Here is a 25716-nt window from a genome sequence, read left to right on the forward strand (position 1 = left end):
TGTCTACTTTCGTCCCTCCTGAGGCCGAAGACCAGAGTCGGAGGTGCAGAATCAGCCCGTGAGCACCTCGACCAGCCGCGCCCGCAGTCGGGCCGGATTCGACACCCTGACCACCCCCGACGGCACCGTCCTGGCAGTCGTGGACGCCGGACCACGGGACAGCGCGGCGACGATCGTGCTCCAGCACGGCTGGACCCAGGACCACACCAGCTGGGAGGACGTGGCCGAACGCCTGGCAGGGACCTACCGAGTGGTGTCCTTCGACTCCCGTGGCCACGGCCGCTCCGACGCCGGCCCGCGCGGCACCGCGACCGTCGAGCAACTCGCTGACGACCTGGCCGAGGTCATCGATCAGCTCGCCCCTGAAGGCCCGCTCGTCCTGGCCGGGCACTCGCTCGGCGGACCGGTGCTGCTGGCGCTGGCCGAGCGTCGTCCGGACATCGTTTTCGAGCGCGCGACCGGGATCGCGATGGTCGCGACGTCGGCGGCCAACATCGGGCGCGACATCCTGGGCCTGCCGCTGGCAGTGACTTCGGTCGCGTCCGCCGCTGTGCCGGCGGTCAGCCGCCTGCGGCAGTTCTCGCGGGCACCGCGCAACACCCGCTATCCCCGTGTCATCGAGGAGTTCGTACGCCTCGGCCTGTACGGCCCCGGACAGGGAACCCGGGCGAACCGCAGCCGTACCGCGCGTCAGGTGGCCCGGAGCCACCCCGAGACGACGGCGGCGCTGGTACCGGCGTTGATGCACCACGACCGGCTCGCGATGATGCCGCTTCTGGACAAGGTGCCGACCGTGATCCTCGGAGGCACGAAGGACGCCCTCACACCGATCGCCCACTCCCGGGCGATGGCGGAGGCGCTTCCCCAGGCCAAGTACGTGGTCTATCCGCAGGCCGGGCACATGCTCCCGTACGAGCGCGCGAACGAGGTCACCGGCGAGCTGACCGCCCTCGCCGAGCGCGTCACGATCCTCAGCAGGACCGGGGTCTGAGCCTCGGTCTCAGGCGGGGATGCGCTCGAGTTCGTCGTCGACGACGAGCTCGACGACCGGGGCCTCCTCGGGCGCCGGCTCACCGAGCTTGACCAGGATGACGCCGGCGAGGATGCCGACTCCGCCGAGCAGTTGCACCGGGGCGGGCGTCTGACCGAGTAGCGCCCAGGCTGCGAGGACCGCCCCGACAACTTCGGCGAGGGACACGAACGACATCAGCCGGGCGCCGAGAAGCTGTCCGGCGACCATGCCGAGGGCGTACGCGATGCCGGTGCTGATCACGCCGATGCCCAGCAGCGGGAGGAACCACGGCACGCCGACGGAGCGGAAGTGCACAGTCGACGCGCCCGCGTGGAAGGCCGTCAGCCCAGTGGCGCCGGCGGCCAGCAACAGCGCGCCGCCGACCAGCATCCCGGCCGCGGGCAGCGCGATTGCCGGCAGTTGGCTCGGCCGCGCGGACAGGACGAAGTAGACGGCCGCTCCGACCATGGACGCAAAGGCCCAGGCGAGTCCCAGGCCATCCAGGCGGGCTCCGGAGAACAGATTGATCACCAGGACCAGCCCGATCGTGGTGACCAACGCCCCGAGGGCTGTCAGGCGGCTGGGACGGTGCCCGTGCCGGGCCCAGAGCCAGGCCAGGAGCGCCACCGGCGCGGTGTACTCAATGAGTAGTGCGACGCCGACATCCATCCGTGCCACCGCGCGGTAGTACGCGGTCTGGCACAGCGCGACCACGACCGCCCCGTACAGGACGATCGTGACGATCTGGGACCGCACCAGGTGCCACTTGCCGCGCATCGCTCGCGCAGCCGGGATCGCGAGCACGACGGCTGCGATGAGGACCCGGCAGGTGATCACCAGACCGACGCTCCAGCCGGCATCGAGCAACGGTCGGGCGAAGGTGCCCGACCATGCGAACGAGGCCGACGACGCGAGAGCCCACAGGATCCCGCGACGAGTGTCATTGGCAACAGCGGTCATGACACATGACGGTACGACGCAGCATGTAACCTGTCAAAGTGCTTTTTGCTCATGACACGGTGATGAACCTCCTCGGCTCGGTGGCCGTGGTCAACAGTCGGTTCAGCAACCCGATGGACGTCGACCGACTGGCGACCCCGGAGGCGCTCGACCTGTTCCTCACCGAGCACGGATACAGCTACATCCCGAAGGCCACTCCGGCGCTGGTGGCCGAGATCCAGGCGCTCCGCCAACCCATGCACGACCTCTTCACCAGCTCGCGGGAGGACGCAGTCGTCGTCATCAACCGCTGGCTGGCGGACGCAGAAGCAGTCCCTCGGCTCGTACGTCACGACGAACTCGACTGGCACATCCACGCCGAACGCCCCGGCGCCACCCTGGCGACGCAGATCCTCGTGGAGACCGCCATGGGCATGATCGACGTCGTCCGCGCCGACGAAATGGGGCGCCTGTCCGTGTGCGAGGACGACGCGTGCGAGGGCATCGTGCTCGACCTGTCGAAGAACCGGTCACGACGCTACTGCTCGACCGCCTGCGGCAACCGGGCGGCAGTCGCCGCGTACCGCGCCCGGCGAGCCGGTGACCAATGAGAGAGTGGCGCCATGGCCGTACGCGTTGACCTCAACATCTCACTCGACGGATTCGGGACCACGACGGACCAGACGCCGGAGAACCCGTTCGGCGAGGACTGGGGACGGTTGGTCGCCGCGTACGTCGCGACCCGCACCTTCCAGGAACGCGTCCTGCACAACACGTCCGGTGAAGGCACGACAGGCGTCGACGACGCGTACGCGGAGGCGTACTTCGAGGAAGTCGGCGCCGAGATCATGGGTGCCGGCATGTTCGGGCTGCACACCTTCCCGGACGACCCCGACTGGCGTGGCTGGTGGGGCGAGGAGCCGCCGTTCCACTGCCCCGTGTTCGTACTGACCAACCGTGCCCGACCCTCAGTCTCGTTCGCGAACGGCACGACCTTCGACTTCATCACCGCCTCCCCGCACGAGGCTCTGAAGCGAGCAATCGACGCCGCCGGCGGTCAGGACGTACGCATCGGCGGCGGGTTGAGCACCGTCCGCGACTTCCTCCAGGCTGGACTGGTCGACCGGCTCCATGTCGCGATCGCGCCCATCCTGCTCGGACGGGGCATCCGTCTGTGGGACGACCTGCGGGGCCTCGAGGAGGGCTACGCGGTCGCGACCGAGACTGCCGAGAGCGGCGTCGTCCACCTGACGTTCAGGCGGTGAGCCGCCGGCTCACGGTTTGCATCCGACAACCGTCAAGGTGGTCGCGGCCGAGGTGACTCTGCCGCCAGGCCCGATCACACGAGCCGTCACCGTCCACTGACCTGGTGTCGGGAGGTCCGTCGCCTTCACCGATGCCGTCCAGGATCCTCCCGCTGACTTCGCACCGACGGTCCTGACCGTGCCGGCCCGGGTGAGGATGAAGGTCACGTTGGCGGCGTGCGATGCGGCGATGCTCAGCACGGTGCCGGTCGGGTCTGCGCAGCCCTGGACCTCCGCGATGGTGGCCGGGCGGGCTGACGGCGTACCCGCCGTCGGCGGCGGTGTGACTGGCGACGGCGTTGGGCGTGGAGACGAAGCACTCGTCGAAGGGGACGCCGACGGGCTCGTGGACCAGGTCGGTCTCGTGATCGCCGCCGGAGACGTCGGAGAGGTAGTACGCCCCGCTCCTGAAGCTGGCGGCGAGCTCGGCACCACGGACGGTGTGACCGTGACCGAGGGCGAGGAAATCGGAGCCGCCGCGCCTGCGCCCGACCCGCTCGAGGGCCAGAACCAGTAGGTGCCGCCGCCGATCAAGACGAGGAGCAGGAGACCGAGAAGCACCTTCGGCGCGACAGGCGGACCGGGCGGCTGACTGTTGGCCGGCGGCTTGTTGAGAATCTCTTCCGGCGTATAGGTGAGGTTGACGTACGCAGCGTCCTTGGCTGCACCGTCACCGCCGGGGAACTCCACCGCACCCGGCGGCTCCGGCTGCGGATTCAGGCGCGTACGTCGCCACTTCATCTCGACACTCCCATGAGCAGATGATCGCACCGCGAAGGCCCCGGCGTGGGCCGTGCGTGTGCAGCGCGGCGGTCTTGACGCCGACACATAGGCTGTAGGTGACTGATCGGCGACATGGCCTCAACCCCGAACCCGTAGCGGTGACCGGTCGAGAGGCGGCTTCATGCACGACCAGTCGACTGCAGACCGACGAGGACTCCTGGCAGCACTCTTCGCAGCCGTCGTGACGGCGCGCGAGACCGAACGGACGCAGCGTCACCAAGCAGCCACCTTGGCCAACTCGACGGCGTTGAGTCAGGCCCGGGAGTCGACGCTTCGCGCACTCCTCGCGTACGCCGCGGCGATCGAGGCCCTGAACTGGCCGGTGCCTCGCGAGATCCTCGCCGACATCCGGATGCACCAAGGGATCCGGGCGTACAAGGCCGCCCCTTAGGTCAGGCCGGCTCGCGCTCCAGGATGAAGCAGTACGGCGTCGAGCCGCGCAGGTCCATCACTCCGAACAGAGTCGTCTCATCGACGCGTCGGAAGACATCGATGATCGGCAGGTGGTCGTAGACCATGGCCGCAGTCACGACTCCCCGGAACTCGACCGCCCGTAGTCGCGCGCGGTGACCCCGCGCCCGCAGCAGCGGACGCAGGCCGCCGATCAGACCCTGCGAACGGTCCACGATCGCGTCAGGGACCGACGCCGCCATGCCGAGCGGCATCATCCGGGGCTCGACGGGGAAGATCTCGCCACGGCGGTTGCGGAACAGCAGCGGGTGCACGTGGTCGGCGTCGTCGAACTCCTTGCCGTACCAACCCGTTGCCTCGAGCAGTCCGTCCATCGCGTGCCCGGTACGCAGCTCGCGACCGATGTAACGGCCCGATACATCCCCGCATTCGACTGCCGGGAGGGAGTCGTAGAAGGCCAGCGCCTCGTCCAACGTGGTGCCCGCTTCGAGCCGGGCCAACTTTTCGGAGTTCACGACGCGACTCCTGTCAGACGCAGCGCCCCGGGAGCGTTCGCCGGGACCACCGGAGCGTTCGGCACGACCGGCTCAAGTCGTACGTACGCCGACCCGAGCTCCGGCCGTCCGTCGGCCTCACCCTTGTTGGGCCAGAACGCCATCGCCCGCTCGGCCTGAGCGGTGATCGTGAGTGACGGGTTGACTCCGAGGTTGGCCGTGACGGCGCTCCCGTCGGCGACGTGCAGACCGGGGTGCCCGTAGAGGCGCTGCCACGGGTCGACGACGCCCGTCTCGGCCGAGTCACCGATGGCACATCCACCGATGTAGTGCGCGGTCGCCGGGATGTTGAAGATGTCGGTGACGATGTTCCCGGCATCGGCATCGGAGTGGTCCGCGTACTGGCGGGCGATGTCATGTGCGATCGGCAACCAGTCCGGATTCGGCTCGCCCGTCCCCTGCTTCGTCTTGAGCAGACCGCGCTTGAGGTACGACGTCAGCGAGTTGTCGAGCGACTGCATCACCAGCAGGATCACCGACCGCTCGGAGGCCCGGCGGACGCTGAGCGTACGCGCGAAGGCGATCGGGTGGAGCACCAACGTCAGCAGGAATCGCAGGAACCGGAACGCCCCGCCATCCACCATCGGCACCGTCTGCAGGAACAGCGAGTTCTGACCCTTGCCGTACGAACACACCTCGACGTGCGTCTGCGGCTCGGGGTGGATCGAGGACGTGATCGCGACGCCCTGCGCGAAGTCGTGGCGCGTCCTGCTCTGCACACCGATGATCGCCTCGGAGTTGCTGCGGGTCAGCTCGCCGAGCCGGTCCGAGAGGCCCGGCAGGCTGCCGTCCTCCTTCAATCGGTGCAACAGCTTCTGAGTGCCGAGCGCCGCGGCTGCGAAGACGACCTGCTGTGCGGTGAACGTACGCCGCCCTTTGCGGACCCACCGGTCCGACCGCTCGGTCTCGATGACATACCCACCGTTGCCGTCCGCGGTCACGTTCGTCACCGTCGTGAGCGGATGCACCTCCGCGCCGTTCTTCTCGGCGAGGTAGAGGTAGTTCATGTTCGTGGTGTTCTTGGCGTTGTGCTTGCACCCGGTGAAGCACTCCGAGCAGTGGATGCAGCCCGTACGCGTCGGCCCAGCACCACCGAAGTACGGGTCCGCGACCTCCACGCCCTCCTGGCCTTCGTTGAAGAACACCCCTACCTGGGTCCGGTGGAACGTGTCGGCGACCCCGCGATCCTTCGCCACGCTCAGCAGGACCTCGTCCTTCGGGCCGATACGCGGGTTCTCGTTGACACCCAACATCCGCTTGGCCTGGTCGTAGAACGGGGCCAGCTCGTCGCGCCAGTCGGTGATGTGAGCCCAGGCCCGATCGGTGTAGAACGCCGGCAACGGCTCGTACAACGTGTTGCCGTAGATCAGGGACCCGCCACCTACACCCGCGCCACTGAAGACCAGACACTTCCCCAGCGCACTGATCCGCTGCGGCCCGGTCAACCCCAGACGCGGCGCCCAGATCGACTTCCGGACGTTCCAGTTGGTCTTCGGGAAGTCCTCGGCATTCCAGCGTCGGCCCGCTTCGAGCACACCGACCCGATACCCCTTCTCGGTCAGGCGGAGCGCCGTGACGCTCCCCCCGAAGCCGGAGCCGATCACGATGACGTCGTAGTCGTAGGTCATGCGGGAAGCACCTCATAGTCCTCAGGCCTGAAGGTGGCCTGCTTCTTGTAGTCAAGACCGAGAGCCGGCCAGTTGGTAGTGACACGCCCGTTCGAGTTTCGGTACCAGGAGGAGCACTGACTCCACACGCTGTCGGCGAGCTGGCTCTGGATGCGCTGGTCGTACGCCTCCTCGACGTCAGGCTTGACGCCCAACGGCCCAGCAGAGTCGGCCAGGAACTCGACGTAGTCGCCGAGGTATCTGGCCTGGGCTTCCAGGAAATAGATGATCGATCCGCCACCGGTGTTGGTGTTCGGTCCGTACATGATGAAGAGGTTCGGGAAGTGCGGAACGGTCATGCCGTAGTACGCCCGAGCACCCTCGGACCACTGCTCCGCCAAGTCGCGCTCCCCCGCGCGGATCATCATCGGAGCAAGGAACTCGGTCGCCTTGAACCCCGTCCCCCAGATGAGCACGTCCGCGTCGTGGTGGACACCGTCGGTGGTCACGACGCCGCCCGGGGTGATCTCGCGGATGCCCTCAGTGATCACGTCGACGTTGTCCTGTGCGAGCGCCGGCAGATAGTTGTCGGAGAAGAGGATCCGCTTGCAGCCGATCGCGTACGTCGGCCAGACCTTCTCGAACAGCCCGGGCCGGGCCTTGGTCTGCCGCTTCATGTGGGCTCGGGAGATCGCCTTGATGGCCGCCGCCAACGGCTTGGAGTAGACCCACGCGATGCTGAGGAGTTCGACGAGGCCGTACCAGGTGCCGCGCTCGACGAGCTGGGTGGCGCGTACCCGCTCGAAGACGCGGTGGTGCAGCGCCGAGAACTTCCGGTCCGGCCGCGGGATGACGTACGGCGGGGTGCGCTGGAACAGGTCCAGATGGGCCACCTCGGGCTGGATCACGGGCACGAACTGCACGGCGCTGGCGCCGGTCCCGATCACCGCAACCTTCCGGCCCGACAGATCCACGGCATGGTCCCACTCGGCGGAATGGAACGACGGACCAGCAAAGGTGTCGGCTCCGGCGATGGCTGGGAACGACGGCCTCGACAGCTGCCCGACGGCCGTCACGAGGACGTCGACCTCGACTGTCTCGCCTGTGCCTAGTTCGACGGTCCACGTCTTCGTGCTCGCGTCGAACGATGCGCCGACGACTTCGGTTCCAAAACGGATGTGCCGACGAACGTCGTACTTGTCGGCGACGTCGCGGATGTAGTCCAGGATCGCTGGCTGCCTCGAGAACCGGTGCGGCCAGCGCGGGTTGAGTTCGAACGAGTACGAATAGAACGGCGACGGCACGTCACAGGCGGCACCCGGGTAGGTGTTCTCCCGCCACACGCCGCCGACGTCGTCGCCCTTCTCGAACACCACGATCGAGTCGAAGCCACGCTTCTTGAGCTCGATCACAGCGGCGAGGCCGCCGAACCCTGCGCCGATCACGGCGATACGAGGTGTCTTCACGCATCAGACCTTAAAAACAGTTTGCTTGTACGGTTTATGCACCGTATTCAACCGACAGGCATGCTGTCAACCAGACCAGTTGACCCATTTGTTGTATACGTCGTACGGTTTGTGGCATGAGCACGACCCCTCCCCGACGCAGCCAGGCCGAGCGACGGGCCGCCTCACGCAAGAAGATCCTCGACAGCACCGCGCAGTGCCTGATCGAGCGCGGGTACGCAGCCACCACGATCAGTGAGATCCAGCAGCGGACGGGACTCGCCCGCGGGACCCTGCAGCACCACTTCCCCACGCGAGCGGACCTCCTCATCACGACGGTCACGCACGTCGTGGACACCCGGGTCGACGCCTTCCAACGCGAGGCGGCTGCTCTGCCCGAGGACATCGACCGCATCGATGCGCTCGTGGAACTCGTCTGGCGCGACCTCAATTCACCGGCGTTCTTCGCCGCCGTCGAACTGTGGGTCGCTGCGCGTACGGACGCAGACCTGCGCACCCAACTTCTGCAGGAGGAGGCGCGGGTCTTCGCCGAGATGCGGCGCGTGTACGCGGCGTGCCTCGGGGAGCCGCTGGCAACCGACCCCCGTACGCCCGAACTGATCGAGTTCACGATCGACCTGCTCACCGGGCTCTCAATGACCACCATGCTGACCGGCAGCCTCGGCGACCGCGAGGCCGTCCTGCGCCGCTGGAAGCTCGCGCTGGCCGTCCTGTCCGGGCGGGCGCCCGCCGAGCAGATGCTCGAAGGGCGCTCGCTGCAATGGACGTAGGTCAGTGCTTCCGCCGACCGGGCGTCACGGGCAGGTAGCGCCCGTCGAGGCCTTGGTGCCCGGGTGGAAGCCCGCGTACGACGGGGTCGTGGCCGAACCCTCGTAGGCACCGGGCCACGTCTGCGACGGGCTCGTCATGTCGACCGTTCCGATGTTCGACATGTTCGCGAACGGCAGTTGCGCGCCAAGAGCCGGGAAGACGTTGTTGAACGACTTGTACCCGCCAGTCGGGGTGTTGTCGATGACCTGCTGGTTCGCCAGAGCGGTGTAGAGCGCACCGTGCGTCTGGAAATACGGACGCCAGTCGTAACCGGTGATCTTGGAGAGTTCGATCAGCAGGAAGTCGTTACCGATCATGTTGCCGACCGTCTTGCCGCTGCCGTAGACGGCGTCGTTGTTCCACGCGAAGTCGGACATCCCGTACGTCGTCTGTGCAGCAGCCGTCCATTTGGCCTGGCTCGACGTCGCGTCGGACCAACCGCGGGCTGCCTGGTAGAGCAGCGTCCAGATCCCGTACCCGTCGTTCAACGTGGTGCCGTCCGACAGGACCCTGCCCCGCATCAACGGCGCGATCTGCTGGTAGAAGGACATCCGCAGGTTGTTGTCGTCGTACGTCCCGCTGTTGCGCCAGATCGCGTTCGCGATCGCGATGTTCGTCGGCGTTGCGGTGGTGTCAGTCGTGTTGTGGAGATTGCACGACGCGTCGTACGCCCTGAGCACGCCGCCGTTGTTCTGCTGAAGGCGGATCGACTGGGCGATGGAGAAGGCGTCGATGCCACCGACGTCGCGGCTAAGGGTCGCGGTGTCAGGCGCGGATCCTCCCGGGAACGAGGAGTCGCCCCAGCCCCTGTGCACATTGCGGTAGAAGTTCCACGCAGTGTGATACGGGAAGATGTTGTTCGACACCTCGCCGGAGCGGTTCGAGTAGTTGGACCACACGTTCGCCGCGGCAGCGTTGGTGCCGTTGGCGCCCGTGTCCGCCCACATGATGTTCAGTTGCTGACGCTGCAGGTTGTGGCCGAGCTCGTGGTTCTCGCCCCACCCTGCTGGCGACGGGGAGCCGTCGGAATCGATCGGGTTGCCGGAGCACAGGTCACCGCACTGGGCGTGCTGGTCGTAGTTGAGATGCTGGATGACCGTGCGTTGGTTCAAGCTGGGATCCAGGCACGGGAACCCGAAGTGCTGGCAGGCGGTCACTACGTCAGGGTCGTCACTGTTGGCCAGCGGGGTGTTCGGCCCCAGTTGCAGGCCGGCCATCTTGTAGACAGTGAACACGTACTGGTCACGGAAGTCGTTGAGGAACTGTTGCAGACCACCGTGGTCGGTGTAGGACCACGTACGACCCTGGGTGCCCGAGTTGGTCAGCGCATCGTTGATGGCCGCAACTGACATGTGGGCCTCGAACCCGGAGCCACCGAGGTCGGCGTAGTACGCCCCGTCATGGTTGGTGTTGGCGGCATTGACGGTGGCCACGAAGTTGCTGACCTGACTGCTGTCGGTCATGTCGAGCACCGCCGGGTGGGTGGCGGTGTTGTTGAACTGCAAAGGCACCGACGTGCCGCTGGTCGCCGTGCTCCCGACGATCCGGACGTACAGCGGACCACCGTACGGCGAACTGAACGTGGTACCCGTGGTGGTCACCGGGATCCAGTCAGTCGCCACGAACTGCGGTCGGTCGTAGTAGGACACATTCGAACCGTCGACCTGCCCGGACTTGGTGGTGCCGTTGCGCTGGAAGAACGTGCGCACGTAAACCTTCAGGCCCGGGTCGCTGGTCAGACGCACGGTCAGCGGGACGCCGGGCTTGGCGTCGAAGCCGGTCGCCTGCCACTCGTCATTGCGGGTGGACGTCAGGGTCAGGCTGTGGTTGCCGAAGCCGGGCCAGCCTGGTGCCACGCACCTGTGGGCGACCGTGTCCGAACGCGTGCAGTACACGGTGCCGGTGTCCGCGGCCGCCTGATTGCCCGACCATGCGGTCATCGTGGTGGAGTCGACGAACAGGCCGCGGGTCGCGGCACCACCATCGGTGTACGTCGGGACCGGGTACGTCACCGCAGGCACCGAGTCGCCCGGTCGCAGTGAGGGGGCCGCGCCGGTACGCAGCTTGTCGGCGAGCATCACCAGAGCACGCATCAGGTCCTGATCACCATTGCGCGGCTGACTGAACCACGACACACCGTTGGTGTTCGCAGATGACACCCACGACCGCCATGAAGCAGTCGCGGTCTGGTAGGCCGTGAACGCCGCCGTGCCAAGGTTGCAGTCGTAGAGGGTGTCCTTGCCCTGGCAGGCGCTGTAGTCGCTGGTCGCCAGCGGCGTACCGAAGGTGGTGTTGACCAACGGGCTGACCACCTGCTGGAAACCGTCGAGGCCGCCGGGAAGCTGGTTGGCCGTGGTCGAGTTCTGCAGGCCGTTGTGGTCCCAGTAGACCGGCGAGTAGTCCACCGCCATCCCGAACTTCTGCGCGATGGCCGCAGGTGCGTCGCCATACCAGTTGTCAGCCATGAAGAGCACCGGGACGCCCCCGTCGTATGCCGCCTTCACCTGGTTGGCGATGGTCGGGCTGTCAGAGGTGGAGCCGATGCCGCCGAACACGACCAGGTCCGCTCCGGTGAGGCACGTGGGATCGGGAAGATCGCACTCGCTGACATTGAGGTGCAACCCGGGCGCGTGCGCCGCGAACCAGCTGCGCGTCGGCGCCTCGGTTCCCGAGGTGGTGCTACCCCAGGTATTCACGAGTTTGACGTTGAACGAGGTGGAGGACAGGTCCGACGCCTTGAGCAGCCACTTCAACAGATTGACGTCGAACGCGTTCATACCCGCGTCGGGCATCGCCGTCCGCGGACTGGCGAGCAGGTCGGTGAAGGGATTCGCGGTGACGTACGCCATCCGAGTGGTCTGGCCAGGTGCGGTCCCCGCCACAGCAAGGTCGGCGGTGCTACTGCCACCACTGAAGTTGTGGTTGCTCCGCAGCACCACCTGTTGGAACGGCATCGCGTAGCTCGACACCGACTGTCCCTGAGCGTCGAACTGCCAGTTCATCGCCGTACTGGGGAGCAGGCTGGCCGCAAGACTGGCGTGGGCGCTCTTCAGCGCCTGCGCCTTGGCGACCAGTTCGGCATAACTCACCAGGTTCGGCAGGCCGTGCTGCAACGCGATGTTCATTCGATCGAACGTCGTGCTGAACGCAGCGGCGGTGGCGCCGACCTGACCCGTCGGCGAGGTGGCCGACGCCGTCGCCGCGTTGGACAGGCTGCCCGCGCCGACCTGGGCAAGCGTGACGCCCAGGCTGCTGGTGCAGGTGACCGTGGCGCCTGGGCTGACCGAACCGGTCGGGCAGGTCGCCGCGCCACCGATCCCCGGCGTCACCGAGACCGAACTGAGTGTCGTGGAGCCGGTGTTCTTGACCGCGTACGAGTAGTGGATCGTGTCGCCCATGTCGAGCAGTCCGTCGGTGTCGGCATCGGTCGGAGCCGTCGTGGAGGTCGTGACCGTGAAGTGACTGAGCGTCGACAGCGACGTGGAGGTGCTGGCCTGGGACTGCACCTGACCTGCGGCGCTGCTGGCGGTGGCCGTGGCGGTCGAGGCAACCGACTGCGCATCCACGTCAGCCTGCGTGACCGTGTACGTCACACCGTTGCAGGAGGCGATCTGGTTCGGAGCGAGAGCCGTCGGCGTACACGTGATCGCGCCCAGCTTCGGGTCGGTGACTCCGGTCAGGGTGACCGGGATGTTGCCGGTGTTGCGGACCGAGAACGTGTACGGGATCGTGTCGCCCGCGGACGCGCCGCCACTGTGATCCGTGTCGACGACGTTGCCGGCCGTCTTGGTCAGGACGATCCGGGGAGTCTTGGCGAGCACGGTGACTGTGATCCGGCTGACCTTGCCGCGGTACGAGGCGGTGACGACGGTCCTGCCGGGCTTCAGTCCGGTGAGGACGCCGCTCGCGCTCGAGACGATCCCCGCAGGCTGGAAGCTGTACGCGGACCACCACCGCAGCTGCTCGTTGAAGCCGACGAAATACCCCAATGTCTCGAAGCCGAAACGGTCGCCGACGAAGATCGTCTTGCTCGTCATCGCCGGGACCACGGAGGTGAGCGCGGCCGTCGAGACGTTGATCTTCAGATAGGTGGTCTTGCCCCCATAGGACGCACTGACAACCGCCACGCCCCCGACGGGCTTGCCGCTGATCCGGACCTGGCCCGCGCCATGCATGTACGAGAGCGCAGGCGTACGGGAGACCCACGACGCCTTCGCGGTGACGTCCGTCGTCACGCCTGCCGAATTGCGGTAGAGCGCACGCATGAAGAGCCCCGTGCCGTACGCAATCCGCGCCCCAGTCGGGGTCACGGTCAGCACCGGCGTCGTGGCTGCCGAGGTCGGCGCCGAGACCGCAAGGGTCGCGGTCAGGGCCGCAAGGACGGCGAGTGTGGCAACGATGCGGCGCTTCATCAGGCTCCCCCGGAGGTGACAACAACTAGTCGGCATGGCCGGCTCGGAGCAGCGTCAGTTCGCGACGCCGCCCGAGCCAACTTTGCCGATGAATCCCAGACCGTCAATCGTCCCTTCGTCCTGTACCGCCGCACATCCGTAGTCATACGGACGGCACGTACGGCTCCCGGATCAGAAAGGGGCGGCGTTCGAGACTGGGGGTGTCGTCAGCAGCGCGCGCGTAGCGGGCAGGCGAGATTCCGTACGTGCGTTGGAAGACTCGGGTGAAGCCGGCAGTCGAGTTGTATCCGGTGGCACTGGCGACCGCCGACACCGAGCCACCAGACGTACGAAGCAGGTCCGCGGCCTTCATCATGCGGGCCCACGTGATGAAGTCGGCGACACCGATTCCGAGATGGTCGCGGAAGCGGCGTACGAGCGTTGCACGTGACATGTGGGCTGCCTCCGCGAGCGTGTCGATGGTCCAGACCGCGCCGGGGTCTGCGATCACCGCTGCCAGCGCTGCTCGCAGAGCGGGATCGGCAATCGCCAGAAGTTGGGGTTCTCCACCTGGGGGCTGGGCTCGCAGCGCGATGACGAACAGCATCTGAGCGAGCGCATCAAGGACAGCTTGCTGCCCGGGGAGCTCCGAGGCGGAGTGGATCCGCAGAAGCGACGAGATGTGGCCGAGCTCGAGCTCGGTGCCGTTGGCTGACAGGCTGACTCGCATGGGGTTCGGCAGGTGCCGGAACAGGAGCCGACCCGCCCCGCTCGAGAATTCGAAGTGCCCGCACAACAGATCAATCCTCGCGGAGGCAGGCCCGACGACCCTGATCTTGTGGGCGTCCCCGGTCGGCAGCAGCACGAGGTCGCCCACTGCCAACTCCATCTCGGTGCGAGTCCCGACGATCTCGACGACGCACGAGCCTTCGAGGAGGAGGTGGAACGGCACCACGCCTGCAGGTTGCGGCGGGTTGTCCAGATGCGTGTCGCCCGACAGCAGGCAGCGCTCATCCAGGCGCGCCCGCGGTCGCGCCTGAGCGACCAGATGACTCAGCCAGTCCATGCCGTCCTCTCCTAGCAGTGATCCGATGGAGCGCGATTGTGATCCTTTCATGCCTTGTCGGTTCACATCCAGGCGTCCACGATGGTTGCCATGAACAAGGAACGCTTGAGCTGGCTGCCGGTCGCGCTGTTCGGAGCCGTGATGGGCCTGAGTGGGCTGAGCCTCGCCTGGCGTCTCGCGCACGAACACTTCGGCACCCCCAGCCTCGTCGCCGACGGGATCGGATGGCTGGCGCTGACTGCCTACATCGCGCAGATCGTCGGTTACGGCATCAAGGCGATCACTGGCTTCGGCCACGTGAAGGCTGAGTTCCGTCACCCGGTGACCGGCGCGTTGTTCGGAACGCCGTTGATCAGCACGCTGCTGGTGCCGGCGTTGCTCGCGCCGTACAACCTGACTCTGGCACACACGGTGTGGTGGATCGGCGCGGCGGGCATGGTGGCTCTCGCCTGGCACATGGCCAGTCGGTGGATGGGCATCACCCAGCAGCGTCACCACGCCACGCCGGCCTGGATCGTTCCGCTCGTCGGCCTGCTCGACATCCCACTCGCGGTGCCGGCGTTGAAGTTCAGCCACGAACCGCGGGCGGTCATGATGTTCGGCCTGTCAGTCGGCTTGTTCTTCGCCATCCCACTGTTCACGATCATCTTTGCGCGGCTGATGTTCGAAGAGCCTCTGCCAGCAGGCGGATCACCCGTACTGATGGTCCTCCTGGCACCGTTCTCCGTCGGCTTCTCCGCGTACGTGATCACGATCGGTCGGGTCGACGATCTGGCGAAGGGCCTCCTGGCGATCGCCGGGTTCCTTCTCTTGGTGCTGCTCGGCCGATTGCGGCACCTCGCGAAGTGCTGCCCGTTCCGCGTCGCGTGGTGGACCGTGAGCTTCCCGCTCGCCGCGACCGCCGGCGCGGCACTGCGTTATGCGACGCTTGCGCCATCGACTCTGGCCGACACCGCGGCAGTCGCGATGTTGACCTTGGCGACCGTGGTCATCGCCGGCCTGCTCGCGCGTACGCTGCACGGCATCGCCCGCGGGGAACTGCAGGCACTCGCCGGCTGAGAGCCGGCCGTTCGTTCGATGCCGGCGTTCTCTGCCGAGGAAACGGCGCTCTACATCTCGTGTTCGATGTAGTGGCGCAGTTGGTCGAGTCCAGCGACGAGATGGCGCGAAACGATGCCCTTGGACACGAACTGACTGATGCGACCGGTCAGTCCGCCGGCCAAACGGCTTTGCAGGTGGAATTCCACCACCGCACCGTCTGCATCAGGCTCCACGCGGATGTCCATCGAGTGATGGGTACCGCGCACCGAGCTCCACTGCAGGTGTCGTTCACCGAGCCGGACGACCTCCACCCGGCCGCCGACCTGGTTGGTTCCCAGATTGATGAAGACATCCCACAGCCCGCAGCCGGCGGCGTCGACATCCAACGGATCGAATCGCCCGAAGCCCCCGATGATCGGAAGGATCGTCAACGGGTCGGTGGCCACCTTCGCAACGACGTCGAGGTCGCGGCGTACGAGCATTCGCTCGATGATCTCGCCGGACATCAGCCGAGCACCGGCAGCACGGTCTTGGCCGCGAGCGCCGACAGTTCGCGCTGCATCAGGCTCGTGACGTAGGCGTACGCCTGATCCCAGTCAGGATCGTCGCCATATTTTTCGCGGAGATCGATGGGCTCGAGCACCCGCATCCGAATCTTCGCCGGGAAGGGGAAGTGCGGGAGGCCTCCGGGGAGGAAGCCCCAGGGCATCGAGAACGTGATCGGCACACTCTTGATGCGCAGCATCTTGTCGAACCGCATCAGCTTGGCCAGCGCCTTGCCGTCATTGAGCACCCAGAGGGTTTCCTGGCCACCGGTCGCAACGACCGGCACGATCTTGACGCCATTGGCGTGCGCCAACTTGAGGAAGCCCTTTCTCCCGTCGAAGTTGAGCTTGTTCTTGTCGCGAGTCGGCCGCAACGCCTCGACGTCACCGCCGGGGTAGACCAGTAGTGAGCCGCCTTCGCTGAACACCTGCTCGGCCGCTTCGTGGCCAGCGGTGACGGCACCGAGCTTGCGCAGCATGTGTCCGATGCCCGGGGTGGCGGTCAGAGCGCGGTGAGCCATCCCGATCATGGGACGCCCCTCAACCGTGAAGAAGGTGTTGTAGGCAAGCATGAAGATCCATGAGTCCGCCACCGTCGCGCCGCCACTGTGGTTGCCCACGAACAGCACTGGCTCGTCAGGGACGTTCTCGAAGCCTTCGACCTCGGCGCGGTGATAGACCTGTGCGATCAGCCACAGACGGGGCAACTGGCGGCGAATGAACTCCGGGTCGCGCCCCTCGAGGCCCTCCGGGCTGGAGGTGAGGGTCTCCACGATCTTGCTGAGCGGTGATGCCATGACGATTCCTGCTCCTCGTGCCGTCGAACTCCCGCGTGCATCATGCCGCATGCGCCGTGGGGAAGGGTCGACCCTGCAGCGGGCGACAGCGCGACGCGGCCAGCCGGTTTACTGGGAACCATGAGGCTGGCACTGACGGATCGAGGGCTGCGGCCGTGAACAAGTCCGCGAGATTGACGCCGCAACAGCGGGCATGGAACTGGTACGACTGGGCCAATTCTGCCTTCTATACGACGACTTTGGCGGTGCTGTTTGCGCCGTTCATGATCACGGTAGCCAGCCACGCCGCCGGCTGCGCTGATGCCGAGGACACCTGTCGCAATCCAGTCAGCGTCTTCGGCCTTCACCTTGCGGCGGGGTCGCTGCCGAGCTACCTGATCAGCTTCGCCACGATCAGCAGCGCGCTGGTGCTGCCGGTGGTGGGTGCATTTGTTGACCGTAGCCCGCGCAAGAAGTGGCACATGGCGGGCTACGGCTGGGCAGCTAGTGCCTGTGCGGCGTTGCTCTTCTTCATGCAGGGCAGCCAGTGGCAGTTGGCTGCCTTCGCGATCGTCGCGGCGAGCGTGCTGGGCGGCTGCTCACTGGTGGCCTATTACGCGATCCTGGTCGACATCTCCACCGAAGACGAGCGCGACGCGGTGTCGTCGCGGGGCTGGGCCTGGGGCTACCTCGGCGGCGGATTGCTGCTTCTGATCAACCTTGTCATGGTCCAGGCTCACAGCAACTTCGGACTGAGCAAGGAACTCGCAGTGCGGCTGTCCCTGCTCTCTGCCGCTGTCTGGTGGGCAGCGTTCACCATCATCCCGCTGGTACGCCTGCGCAACTACGCCCCGACGCGTGAGGCACAGACGGGGTCCTTGATGCAGCGCAGCTTCGGCCAGTTGTTCACGACCCTGAAAGACATGCGCGCATTTCCGCACACGCTCACCTTCCTGATCGCATACCTCTTTTACAACGACGGAATCCAGACAGTCATCGGCAGCGCATCGACCTATGGATCCAAGCAGCTGGGCATGAGCCAGACCGTGCTGATCAGCACCATTCTGATGATCCAGTTCGTGGCGTTCGGGGGCGCCCTCGCCTTCGGTCGGCTCGCGCAGCGGTTCGGCTCCTACCGACCGATTCTCTGGGGCACTGTCGGCTGGATGGTGATCGTGGTGTTGGCCGTGTTCGTTCCTCGCGGCAGTGTCGCGCTCTTCATCGCACTGGGGGTGTTGATCGCGATCGTGATGGGTGGAACCCAGGCGCTGTCCCGGTCCTTCTTCTCGCTGTTGATCCCGCGGGGGCGCGAGGGCGAGTACTTCGCCCTCTACAACGCGTGCGAGCGCGGCACATCGTGGTTCGGCACGCTGCTGTTCGGCGTGGTGTTTCAGGTCACCGGGTCGTATCGCCCGGCGATCGTCGCGCTGATTGTCTTCTTCATTCTCGGCGCGATCTTCTTGCTCCGGGTGGACCCGCGACGCGGCATCGAGGAGGCCGGCAACCGCGTGCCCGGGCAAGCGTTCGAGGCCTTGCGACCGGCGTCATAGGCGACCGGGATCGCTGCCGCCGAGTTCCGTCACGAATAGGCGTCACGTCGATGCCGCACAGTGATGACGCGTACGAGGACACGTTCGTCATGAATCTCGTAGATGACCCGGAACTCCCCGCGCCGAGCGGAGTAGCGGCCTTCCAGTTCGTCGCGCAACGGCTTGCCGACGCGGTACGGACTTTCGGCCAGCGGCCCGAAGATGAACTGTGCACATGCTGCGGCAACGGCCTCTGGCAGGTCGACGCTCAACGAGCGCCGCGCTCGCGGCGACAGGGAGATCGCGTACGTCACCCGCGCAGTCGCCCTGCAGCTCGCAACTCGGCCTGGACCACATCCCCGGGGATCCACTGGTCGTCCGCCAGCGCCTCCGACTCGCGGATGGCAGCCATCGCCTCGGCGTCGCCAAGGATGTCGAGAGTCTCCATGAGTGAGTCATAGTCATCTGCGCTCAGGATGACCGCTGCGCGCCTACCGTTCCTCGTGACCTCGACGCGTTCATGGGTGCGCATGGCTTCGTCAACAAGTTGCGAAAGTTGCGCACGTGCAGTGGCGAGAGGGACGGTATTCATGTACATGATCATAGCGAGAATTGGTTCGCCATTCGGGCGCCGCGTTCCCTACCCGATGAGGTAGGCCATCCCCCGACCTTCCGATGCCAAACAACTGACGAACTCGCCAGCCCGCCTGAGGTACTGCTCCACGTAGAGCTTGTCCGGGTCGCCCACTGTCTGCAGCCCACCCGATTCGATCTCGCTCACCATTGCCGCGACGTCGGGCGCGATCTCGGCAACCTCAGCCGGCGTCAACGCGTGAACATACGGATCCCAACCCATGCCGGTGAATGTCACGGCGCCTTCGAACATTCGATACGCGGGCCGCGGACCCTTCTCGGCCGTCGGGCCTGACAGCCGCTGGAGATAACTCCATGCCTTGTCGAGGTATGCCATGTCTCGCTCCGGAGTTGTCTGCTCCATGGTCGCGATCCCGACGTACGCGTGCGGCTCCATGCCCCACGCATCGGCGAACGGATCACTCGAGATGTAGTTGCGCGGATTCGCGAGCACCTCATCGGTCTGGTCGCGGTCGAAGGCATATGCGTAGTAGCGGATCCCCATACGGCAACGATCAGGCTGGCGATGTCCGAGCGAAAGTAGAGTGAGCGGCCCTGTGGAGGAGCGCTGCTTCATCGAACGCTGTGGAGAAAACCAGGTTGATCGAGCTACACATTGAAGCGGACGACGAGCGGATCGGGCTATGCACAAGCAGTCAGGCCGACTGAAGCGTTTCGACCTTCGGAATGCCTGCCTTGCGTTCGGCAGCGAGGTCGTGGGCGCTCTGCATGGCGAGCCACACCCGCGCACTGCTCAGCCCTGCAGCCTCCAGACGGAGGGCGAGGTTGGGCGAGATCGCCGAGTGCTCATGAAGTACGCGGCTCAGCGTCACGCGCGACACTCCCAGGTGCTCCGCCACAGCCGAGACGCTGAGCCCAAGTTCGGGCAATACGTCCTCACGGAGGATCGCGCCCGGATGAGTCGGGATCCGTACAACCATGTCTGCCACCTCCTAGTGATAGTCCTGATAGTCGACGAGTTCGACGTCCTCGCCGATGAATCTGAACGTGACCCGCCAGTTGCCGTTCACCCACATCGACCAGTGCCCGGCCAGATCTCCGTGAAGTTCGTGCGCCCGGTAGCCCGGAAGCATGACGTCGGCCGGCTCGGACGCAACGTCGATGAGGTCGAGCATGCGCAACAGTTTCGGTGCATGGCTGGGCTGCACTCCCCGCTTGGACCCGGTGCGAAACAACGCCTCAAGTCCCTCGTGACGGAAGGTGACGATCACACGATCGACTGTATCACGTAACGATACGCGCTACACGTTGAAGCGGAACTCCACCACATTCCGTTATGCTTAGTGAGTGAAGGCTTCCGACAAGGCTCTGACCAGCGCAGATGCACTCATCCGCACAGCAAGAGCGAAGTCGTCGGCCACGGTCCCAGGGGCACGCCGAGCGGCGCTCTACCTGCGGCAGTCCCCTACCCGCAACGGCGAAGACGGCATCGAGCGCCAGCGCGAACGAACAACCGCTCTCGCGTCCTCTCGCGGTTGGCGCGTTGTCAGTGAATACGTCGACCTCGACGTGTCGGCATCGAAGACCCGTGGCAAGGGCACGGACTGGGCACGAATGCTGACCGATCGATCCGCCGGTCTGATCGATGTCGTCATCGCCGTAGATCTCGACCGACTCCTCCGCTCGACTCGCGACCTCAACGCGCTGATCGACGCCGGGCTGATGGCGGTGACGGTCGACGGCGAGATTGACCTCACGACCGCTGACGGTGAGTTCAGAGCGACGATGCTCGCAGGCATCGCGCGGTTTGAAGTGCGCCGGAAAGGCGAGCGCCAATCGCGCGCCAACCAGCAGCGAGCCGAACGGGGCGGCGTTCCCAAGGGCACCCGCTGCACGGGCTACAACACAGACGGCACCGTGCGTGAGGACGAGGCAGAGACGGTGCGGGCACTGTTCAACGAGTTCGCCCAGGGAGACACCCTGCGCACTCTCTCGCGCCGCTACGAGCTGACCCCGTCCTCCGTGCGCACGATCCTCACCAACCCGCGCTACGCAGGACGACGGACCTATAAGGGCAAGGTAGTTGGGGATGGCTCGTGGACGGCGCTGGTAGATCCGGTTGCTTTCGACCTCGTCAACGCCAGACTGGCCGACCCACGCAGAAAGACCAACGCGACAGGCACGACTGCTCGGAAGTACCTGGGCAGCGGGCTGTTCAGATGCGCGTGCGGTGATACTCGGCGGATCGTGTCCGGCGGGTCCGGTGGCACTCGCTACACCTGCCGAGGCTGTTACATGACACGCAACCGTGAAGCCGTCGATCAGTATGTGTTGGCTGTCCTGGCAGCACGGCTGCGTCAGCCTGACGCACTCGCTGCGCTTCGCCCAGGAATCGAGGGCCGCGACGATGCAGTCGACCTACTGGCCGAGCACACCGCACTTCGGGAGCGGCTGACCGGACTCGCGGCGCTCGTTGCCGATGGGACATTGACCCCCGACGACGTGCGAGAGGCCGTCGAGCCGCTACGCGCGCGTCTGGCTGACGTTGAGACTGCATTGGCGGAACACGCACGAACGCCCGTGCTCGACGGCCTGGAGGGCGTACTGGACAAGCTCGACGAGGCGTGGCCGACGATGACGACCGACAGGCAACGAGCACTGGTAAGCCTGTTCATGACGGTCACCCTTCATCGCGCACAGCAAGGGCGAAAGGGTTTCGACCCGGAGACCGTGACGATCGATTGGACCCGATAGCAATCACCCAAGTTTGGTGCGGAATCCGTCCGAGCACAGGGATCTCACAGTCCAGGCCACAGCACCGCACATACCTGCACATCCCTGCTGAGCGGGACGAGAACAGAGCGCACACCCCAGCACACCTCAACGTCAGATCCGGTGTGCGGATGCGCGCGTACCTAGAAGTACGCGCAGCACAGCGAGAGGGCACATCAGGCGGAACCTCGTTCAATCCATACGCCAGGCGGCGGAGAGTTGAGAGGGGACGAATCGACGACTAAATGCCCTAATGGGGCTGATATCGTTGCCTCAGCAACAAACTGTCCGGGTAGCTCTCGTGCGCTAGTCCCGGGTCACAGTTCCTGTGGGCACCCGGAGCACCCGGCGCGGCGCAGAGACACGAGTAGCGACCTTGGCCACCCGGCCCTGGCAGGTGCGAAAAATCAGAAGCAATGGACATGGTGCCTAAAATCCTGGCGACCGGAGCTTCGCATCCCCGCCAGGGACAGCACCGTGACCATCAAGACCAGCGCCTCCCGGCGCTCCAACGCCGACCCACACGGGCGGTATCGCGCAGCGGGCCGCGTGGCGCGCGCATCATCGCTCGGAACAGACGCGACTGAGGCTCGCCGCGATCTCGCTGCCGCCCAGATCGCCTGCGCGATCGACAAGGCTCTAGCGGACGCTCCCCCGTTGACGAAGGCCCAGCGCGCCCACCTCGCCGGTCTGCTCGTGGACGCGGGCGGTGACGCGTGAGCACGTTCAAGGACCCCGCTCTCGGGTGGACGAAGCGAGGCGCATTCGTCTTCCCCCTCCGGTCAACCAAGAGGCCCAACGGCCAGAAGGGATGGCGCGAGCGCGGAGCGACGCCAGAGCAGATCGCCGCCTGGCCCTCGTCTGTGACCGGATACGGGATCGACTGCGAGAGCGCTCGCCTCGTCGTGCTGGACGAGGACAGGCCGGGCGCGGTCGCTGAACTTGAGCAGCTGCTGGGGATCTCGCTCCCACCAACTCTCACTGTCAGTACAGGTCGTATCGGTGGAGGCAGGCACGTAATCTTCGAGCACGACCACGAGGTGTGCAGGATCGGGAATCGTGAGCCTTCAGGGTGGCCCGACGGCCTGAATATTCGAGGCGCTGGTGGCTTCATCGTTGGCACCGGCTCGCAACACTTCGACAGCAGGAACCAGCCAACCGGCAACTGGTACGAGGTCGCCGAAGACGTCCCCATCGCGCCACTACCCAGCGAGTTGGCCGACTGGCTAAGTACTGGCTCAGCCACCAAAACCGTTCAGACCGAGGATGGCTGCGAGATGGAGTCAAGCGACCGCAGTTGCACAGAGACCGAACGAGAGTGGGCCGACAAATACCTCCGAGAAGCGTGCGATCGAATCCGCTCAGCTCAGGAAGGCACACGCAACCAAACCCTCCGGGACAAGGCGTTGCCCGTGTGCTCGTTGGTCAAGGCGGGATACCTCGATTCACACGACGCAGAGACGGCATTGGCTGATGCTGCGGCCGACGCCGGACTGCCGCCGGGCGAGGTAGGGGCGACCATCACGAACGCGATCAAGGACGCCGATCCCGAGCGTGGCCCCCGCCCGTCGCTATCCGTTGCCGAGATGTTCGACGTTCTGGATCCCCTGCCGCCCATGCCTGACGAAGCCGACGTCCAGCGCGAGCTTCGACTTCTACGAGCCAGGACCGAAGCGAGGCGCCGGTTCGCCACCGAGTCTGTCGGGGCGGCTGACCGACATAGCGACTACATGACTCTGGACGACCTCGATGCCCTGCCCGCAATGCCTTGGTTCATCGATGGCCGACTGCCCGAGGGCTATGCCTTGCTCACGGGTCGTGACGGGACATTCAAGACTTTCATCGCCCTGGACATGGCGTTGAGCATCGCCGCGGGAATCCCCTGGCAGGGCAGGGCTGTAACACAAGCGCGGGTGCTGTATGTGGCAGGTGAGGGCGCGCGCAACATCAACAACCGAGTACGGGCCTGGCTCACGGCTCACCCTGAAGTAGCCCGCGCCGACCTCGTCGATCAGTTCACTGTCCGCACTAGTGCGCCGAACTTCTACGCCGCCGGTACGAGCTACGAGGACCTGCTGCACAACGCTTCCGGCTACGGCGTGGTCGTCCTAGACACCCTTCGGCGGATCTCGGGAGCTGCAGACGGAAACGGGTCGGATATGGCGACGGTCGTTGATCGAATCGCCGATCTCGTCCGGGTGCTAGACCACGGAACCGGTGGACTCGCCCTGGTGATCGCGCACACCCAGAAGAATGACACTGACACCCGCGGCTACTCCGGCATCGAGGACGACGCCGACGCCGTCCTCCACACGAATCGACAGGGCGCGTCAATGCACGTGACCGTAGAGGTGTCCAAGCAGAAGGACGGGGAAGACGGCGCGAAGGACCACCTGACCCTCATGTCCGTGACCCTCAGCTCCACTGATTCCTCGCTGACCGTTGATCCGCAGTCGTTGCAACCGATGCCGAACGAGACTCCACGCCAGGAGCGCGAGCGGCTGATCTTGGAGCATCTCGATGCAGTCAGGAACATCGGCGCGGCAGCGGGCGAGGTCGTCGCCGCATTGGGAGGAGGACACAACCGCACGACCATCAACAAGCACTTGAGTGAACTAGTCGGTAAGGGCCGAATCGAGAAGCAGGGTCAGCGCTACTACCCCGGCTCTACGGAGTCTGAGGCCATTGCGCTCGGATTCCGGATCGAACCCGATGTGTCCGACGCTGACGAGGAGATTGATCGATGAGCGCCCGACGCAGTCAACGAATGCGCGACGCCCGCAGGGCCGCCAAGACGATCTCTGCCCATGCGGATGGCATCCCAGCCTGCCCCGACTGTCCCGCGACGGCAGCGCCTTGGGAGCAGTCACCCGGCGTCGTGGTGATCAAAGTGGTGCACGATCTAGATTGCCCGTGGTTCAAGGCGCACGAAGCTCGGAACCATCGGCTAGGCGAGGCTCGGTAGCGGCCGGAACGCCGCGGAAAGACGCGCTGACGATCAGGCGTTGTTTTCAGCTGTCGGACGACGGGGCCCGAGGCTGGCTACGCATTGGCAGCAACGCACTCGGCTCGAGATTAAGGCCGTCGGCAAGCCGGGCGATCTGATCGAGGGTCGGGTTGGCCTCGCCACGTTCGATTCCGGACAAGTAGCGGCGACTCATGCCGATGTCGTGGGCGAGCGCCTCTTGGCTGATGCCCACAGCCTCGCGGGCCGCACGGAGGGATTGCCCGAAAGCCACCCGATAGTCAGTCAGCGGAGGCCGCGACTGCTTACCCGGTGAGCGCACACATGCACGTTGCCCTTACGGGTTTCTGGAAACCACGCTATACATAGCGCAGACAATTACAGTTTCGCACTTCCCAATCGAAGTGCGGCGTGAAGTGGGCGGCGCGATGAACGACCTCAAGGCAATCAGGATCCTTCTGGGGATCATCGTCATCATCCTGGGCCTCTGGATGGCAGGCCTCGTCGGACACTGACGCGGCCGACGGGTTGTCGATCCGAGCAGGGGTCTCACGTTCTGACGCTCCCGCTCGCGGTGCCTCCGGCGCTTGCTGGGAGCGTAGCACGGATATCTTGACGTCAAGAGACTCCGTGGTCAGACAAGGGTAAGTCGGACACGACATTGAGTAGAGGGAGCTGCACATGAAGAAAAGAGGGGTCGCCGTGATGATCGGCGTTGCGATTGCCCTGCTTGCGGTCGCGGGGTTCCTTGTCTTCAAGTTCGCCATTGGCGGGAAGTACGGCACTGGCGGCGACAAGTCCGCAGCTTGCTCGGCGGCTTGGGCATACGAGCAGAGCGCTGGCGAGGCGTCCACGGCCCTCCCCGGCAATCTGTCTACCGCCTTTGCCTCAGTCGGAGACGCATTGAATCAGCTTGAATCAGTAGGGCCGTCCAAGGTCGCAGCCGCCGCCAGGACACTATTGACCGCGCCGATGTCCAGCCTCGATGCCGCCAAGGCGAACACGTTGATCACCGAGTACGTCCACGACAAGTGCGGCCTGTAACTGGCCGCTGCTCCGGCTAGAGCTGATGCGTGGCAGGGCATGACGCCTTTGCGCTTCGATCGCGGCGAGATCGCAACCTGGTTGGATCGAACGGAATCGCAAATTGC

Annotated in this window: 26 protein-coding genes; 12 read left to right on the plus strand and 14 right to left on the minus strand. The window is 65.6% G+C overall.

Going from position 1 to position 25716, the window contains the following annotated elements:
* Positions 1–58: 58 nt before the first annotated feature.
* On the plus strand, positions 59–991 hold the full coding sequence (locus KCTC_RS05260) for an alpha/beta fold hydrolase (RefSeq protein WP_164512482.1): 933 nt from the start codon (positions 59–61) through the stop codon (positions 989–991).
* A gap of 9 nt (positions 992–1000) precedes the next feature.
* Here the strand turns inward: KCTC_RS05260 and KCTC_RS05265 are convergent, their stop codons facing one another.
* Entirely contained in the window at positions 1001–1972 is a 972-nt protein-coding gene (locus KCTC_RS05265; protein ID WP_125567417.1) for an EamA family transporter, read from the minus strand.
* Positions 1973–2010: 38 nt separating this feature from the next.
* Between KCTC_RS05265 and KCTC_RS05270 the strand changes: the two genes are divergently transcribed.
* The 4 genes from KCTC_RS05270 to KCTC_RS05285 all read left to right on the plus strand — a co-directional run bounded on the left by KCTC_RS05270 (position 2011) and on the right by KCTC_RS05285 (position 4429).
* Entirely contained in the window at positions 2011–2562 is a 552-nt protein-coding gene (locus tag KCTC_RS05270; RefSeq protein WP_125567419.1) for a CGNR zinc finger domain-containing protein, read from the plus strand.
* Positions 2563–2574: 12 nt separating this feature from the next.
* Positions 2575–3216 (plus strand): dihydrofolate reductase family protein, encoded by a 642-nt coding sequence (locus tag KCTC_RS05275; RefSeq protein WP_125567421.1) that lies wholly within the window; start codon positions 2575–2577, stop codon positions 3214–3216.
* Between the two features lie 178 nt (positions 3217–3394).
* Positions 3395–3772 (plus strand): hypothetical protein, encoded by a 378-nt coding sequence (locus KCTC_RS05280; RefSeq protein ID WP_125567423.1) that lies wholly within the window; start codon positions 3395–3397, stop codon positions 3770–3772.
* Between the two features lie 387 nt (positions 3773–4159).
* Positions 4160–4429: a hypothetical protein gene (locus tag KCTC_RS05285; RefSeq protein WP_125567425.1), complete on the plus strand. Its 270-nt coding sequence runs from the start codon at positions 4160–4162 to the stop codon at positions 4427–4429.
* Between the two features lies 1 nt (position 4430).
* Here the strand turns inward: KCTC_RS05285 and KCTC_RS05290 are convergent, their stop codons facing one another.
* Genes KCTC_RS05290 through KCTC_RS05300 form a run of 3 tightly spaced genes read right to left on the minus strand, consistent with a single transcriptional unit; the run spans position 4431 to position 8076 of the window.
* Positions 4431–4964: a DUF4334 domain-containing protein gene (locus KCTC_RS05290; protein WP_125567427.1), complete on the minus strand. Its 534-nt coding sequence runs from the start codon at positions 4962–4964 to the stop codon at positions 4431–4433.
* Positions 4961–6631 (minus strand): GMC oxidoreductase, encoded by a 1671-nt coding sequence (locus KCTC_RS05295; protein ID WP_125567429.1) that lies wholly within the window; start codon positions 6629–6631, stop codon positions 4961–4963. Before KCTC_RS05295 ends, KCTC_RS05290 begins: the two co-directional genes overlap by 4 nt.
* Positions 6628–8076 carry a flavin-containing monooxygenase gene (locus KCTC_RS05300; RefSeq protein ID WP_125567431.1) on the minus strand — a complete coding sequence of 483 codons (1449 nt, stop codon included), beginning with the start codon at positions 8074–8076 and terminating at the stop codon, positions 6628–6630. The genes KCTC_RS05295 and KCTC_RS05300 overlap by 4 nt, the downstream gene beginning before the upstream one ends.
* 116 nt (positions 8077–8192) lie before the next feature.
* On the opposite strand from KCTC_RS05300, the gene KCTC_RS05305 reads away from it, so the two are divergent.
* On the plus strand, positions 8193–8846 hold the full coding sequence (locus KCTC_RS05305; protein ID WP_125567433.1) for a TetR/AcrR family transcriptional regulator: 654 nt from the start codon (positions 8193–8195) through the stop codon (positions 8844–8846).
* Positions 8847–8870: 24 nt separating this feature from the next.
* On the opposite strand, the gene KCTC_RS05310 is transcribed toward KCTC_RS05305, so the two are convergent.
* Both KCTC_RS05310 and KCTC_RS05315 read right to left on the minus strand, forming a co-directional pair.
* Positions 8871–13298 carry an ImpA family metalloprotease gene (locus KCTC_RS05310; RefSeq protein ID WP_164512483.1) on the minus strand — a complete coding sequence of 1476 codons (4428 nt, stop codon included), beginning with the start codon at positions 13296–13298 and terminating at the stop codon, positions 8871–8873.
* A gap of 142 nt (positions 13299–13440) precedes the next feature.
* Positions 13441–14343, minus strand: a complete 903-nt coding sequence (locus KCTC_RS05315; protein ID WP_164512484.1) for an AraC family transcriptional regulator — start codon at positions 14341–14343, stop codon at positions 13441–13443.
* A gap of 90 nt (positions 14344–14433) precedes the next feature.
* Here KCTC_RS05315 and KCTC_RS05320 point away from each other — a divergent pair, with 90 nt between their 5' ends.
* Complete coding sequence (locus tag KCTC_RS05320) at positions 14434–15402, plus strand: SLAC1 anion channel family protein (protein WP_197715256.1); 969 nt, start codon at positions 14434–14436, stop codon at positions 15400–15402.
* 50 nt (positions 15403–15452) lie between these two features.
* On the opposite strand, the gene KCTC_RS05325 is transcribed toward KCTC_RS05320, so the two are convergent.
* Both KCTC_RS05325 and KCTC_RS05330 read right to left on the minus strand, forming a co-directional pair.
* Positions 15453–15890, minus strand: coding sequence for a hypothetical protein (locus KCTC_RS05325; protein ID WP_125567442.1), 438 nt, complete (start codon positions 15888–15890; stop codon positions 15453–15455).
* A complete protein-coding gene (locus KCTC_RS05330) occupies positions 15890–16726 on the minus strand; it encodes a lysophospholipid acyltransferase family protein (RefSeq protein ID WP_164512485.1) in 837 nt (278 codons plus the stop codon). The genes KCTC_RS05325 and KCTC_RS05330 overlap by 1 nt, the downstream gene beginning before the upstream one ends.
* A gap of 155 nt (positions 16727–16881) precedes the next feature.
* On the opposite strand from KCTC_RS05330, the gene KCTC_RS05335 reads away from it, so the two are divergent.
* Positions 16882–18255 (plus strand): MFS transporter, encoded by a 1374-nt coding sequence (locus KCTC_RS05335; RefSeq protein ID WP_125567446.1) that lies wholly within the window; start codon positions 16882–16884, stop codon positions 18253–18255.
* Positions 18256–18284: 29 nt separating this feature from the next.
* On the opposite strand, the gene KCTC_RS05340 is transcribed toward KCTC_RS05335, so the two are convergent.
* From KCTC_RS05340 to KCTC_RS05360, 5 genes are all read right to left on the minus strand, one after another.
* A complete protein-coding gene (locus KCTC_RS05340) occupies positions 18285–18548 on the minus strand; it encodes a type II toxin-antitoxin system RelE family toxin (protein WP_125567448.1) in 264 nt (87 codons plus the stop codon).
* On the minus strand, positions 18545–18826 hold the full coding sequence (locus KCTC_RS05345; protein WP_197715257.1) for a type II toxin-antitoxin system Phd/YefM family antitoxin: 282 nt from the start codon (positions 18824–18826) through the stop codon (positions 18545–18547). The genes KCTC_RS05340 and KCTC_RS05345 overlap by 4 nt, the downstream gene beginning before the upstream one ends.
* A gap of 48 nt (positions 18827–18874) precedes the next feature.
* A complete protein-coding gene (locus tag KCTC_RS05350; RefSeq protein ID WP_125567452.1) occupies positions 18875–19372 on the minus strand; it encodes a DUF1877 family protein in 498 nt (165 codons plus the stop codon).
* A 151-nt stretch (positions 19373–19523) separates the two neighbouring features.
* Positions 19524–19808, minus strand: a complete 285-nt coding sequence (locus KCTC_RS05355) for a HigA family addiction module antitoxin (protein WP_125567454.1) — start codon at positions 19806–19808, stop codon at positions 19524–19526.
* A gap of 12 nt (positions 19809–19820) precedes the next feature.
* Positions 19821–20099, minus strand: coding sequence for a type II toxin-antitoxin system RelE/ParE family toxin (locus KCTC_RS05360; RefSeq protein WP_125567456.1), 279 nt, complete (start codon positions 20097–20099; stop codon positions 19821–19823).
* Positions 20100–20175: 76 nt separating this feature from the next.
* Here KCTC_RS05360 and KCTC_RS05365 point away from each other — a divergent pair, with 76 nt between their 5' ends.
* From KCTC_RS05365 to KCTC_RS05375, 3 genes are all read left to right on the plus strand, one after another.
* The gene (locus tag KCTC_RS05365; protein WP_125567458.1) at positions 20176–21582 is read left to right on the plus strand and encodes a recombinase family protein; all 1407 of its coding nucleotides are present in this window, start codon (positions 20176–20178) and stop codon (positions 21580–21582) included.
* 495 nt (positions 21583–22077) lie between these two features.
* Positions 22078–22320, plus strand: a complete 243-nt coding sequence (locus KCTC_RS05370; RefSeq protein WP_197715258.1) for a hypothetical protein — start codon at positions 22078–22080, stop codon at positions 22318–22320.
* Complete coding sequence (locus tag KCTC_RS05375; RefSeq protein WP_125567460.1) at positions 22317–24347, plus strand: AAA family ATPase; 2031 nt, start codon at positions 22317–22319, stop codon at positions 24345–24347. Before KCTC_RS05370 ends, KCTC_RS05375 begins: the two co-directional genes overlap by 4 nt.
* A 264-nt stretch (positions 24348–24611) precedes the next feature.
* Here KCTC_RS05375 and KCTC_RS05380 read toward each other — a convergent pair whose 3' ends face one another.
* Positions 24612–24887 carry a helix-turn-helix domain-containing protein gene (locus tag KCTC_RS05380; RefSeq protein WP_197715259.1) on the minus strand — a complete coding sequence of 92 codons (276 nt, stop codon included), beginning with the start codon at positions 24885–24887 and terminating at the stop codon, positions 24612–24614.
* A 380-nt stretch (positions 24888–25267) separates the two neighbouring features.
* On the opposite strand from KCTC_RS05380, the gene KCTC_RS05385 reads away from it, so the two are divergent.
* Positions 25268–25609 (plus strand): hypothetical protein, encoded by a 342-nt coding sequence (locus KCTC_RS05385; RefSeq protein WP_125567462.1) that lies wholly within the window; start codon positions 25268–25270, stop codon positions 25607–25609.
* The last annotated feature ends 107 nt before the right edge of the window (positions 25610–25716 follow it).

It is taken from the genome of Nocardioides baekrokdamisoli, from assembly GCF_003945325.1.
GTDB classification, from domain to species: Bacteria; Actinomycetota; Actinomycetes; order Propionibacteriales; family Nocardioidaceae; genus Nocardioides; species Nocardioides baekrokdamisoli.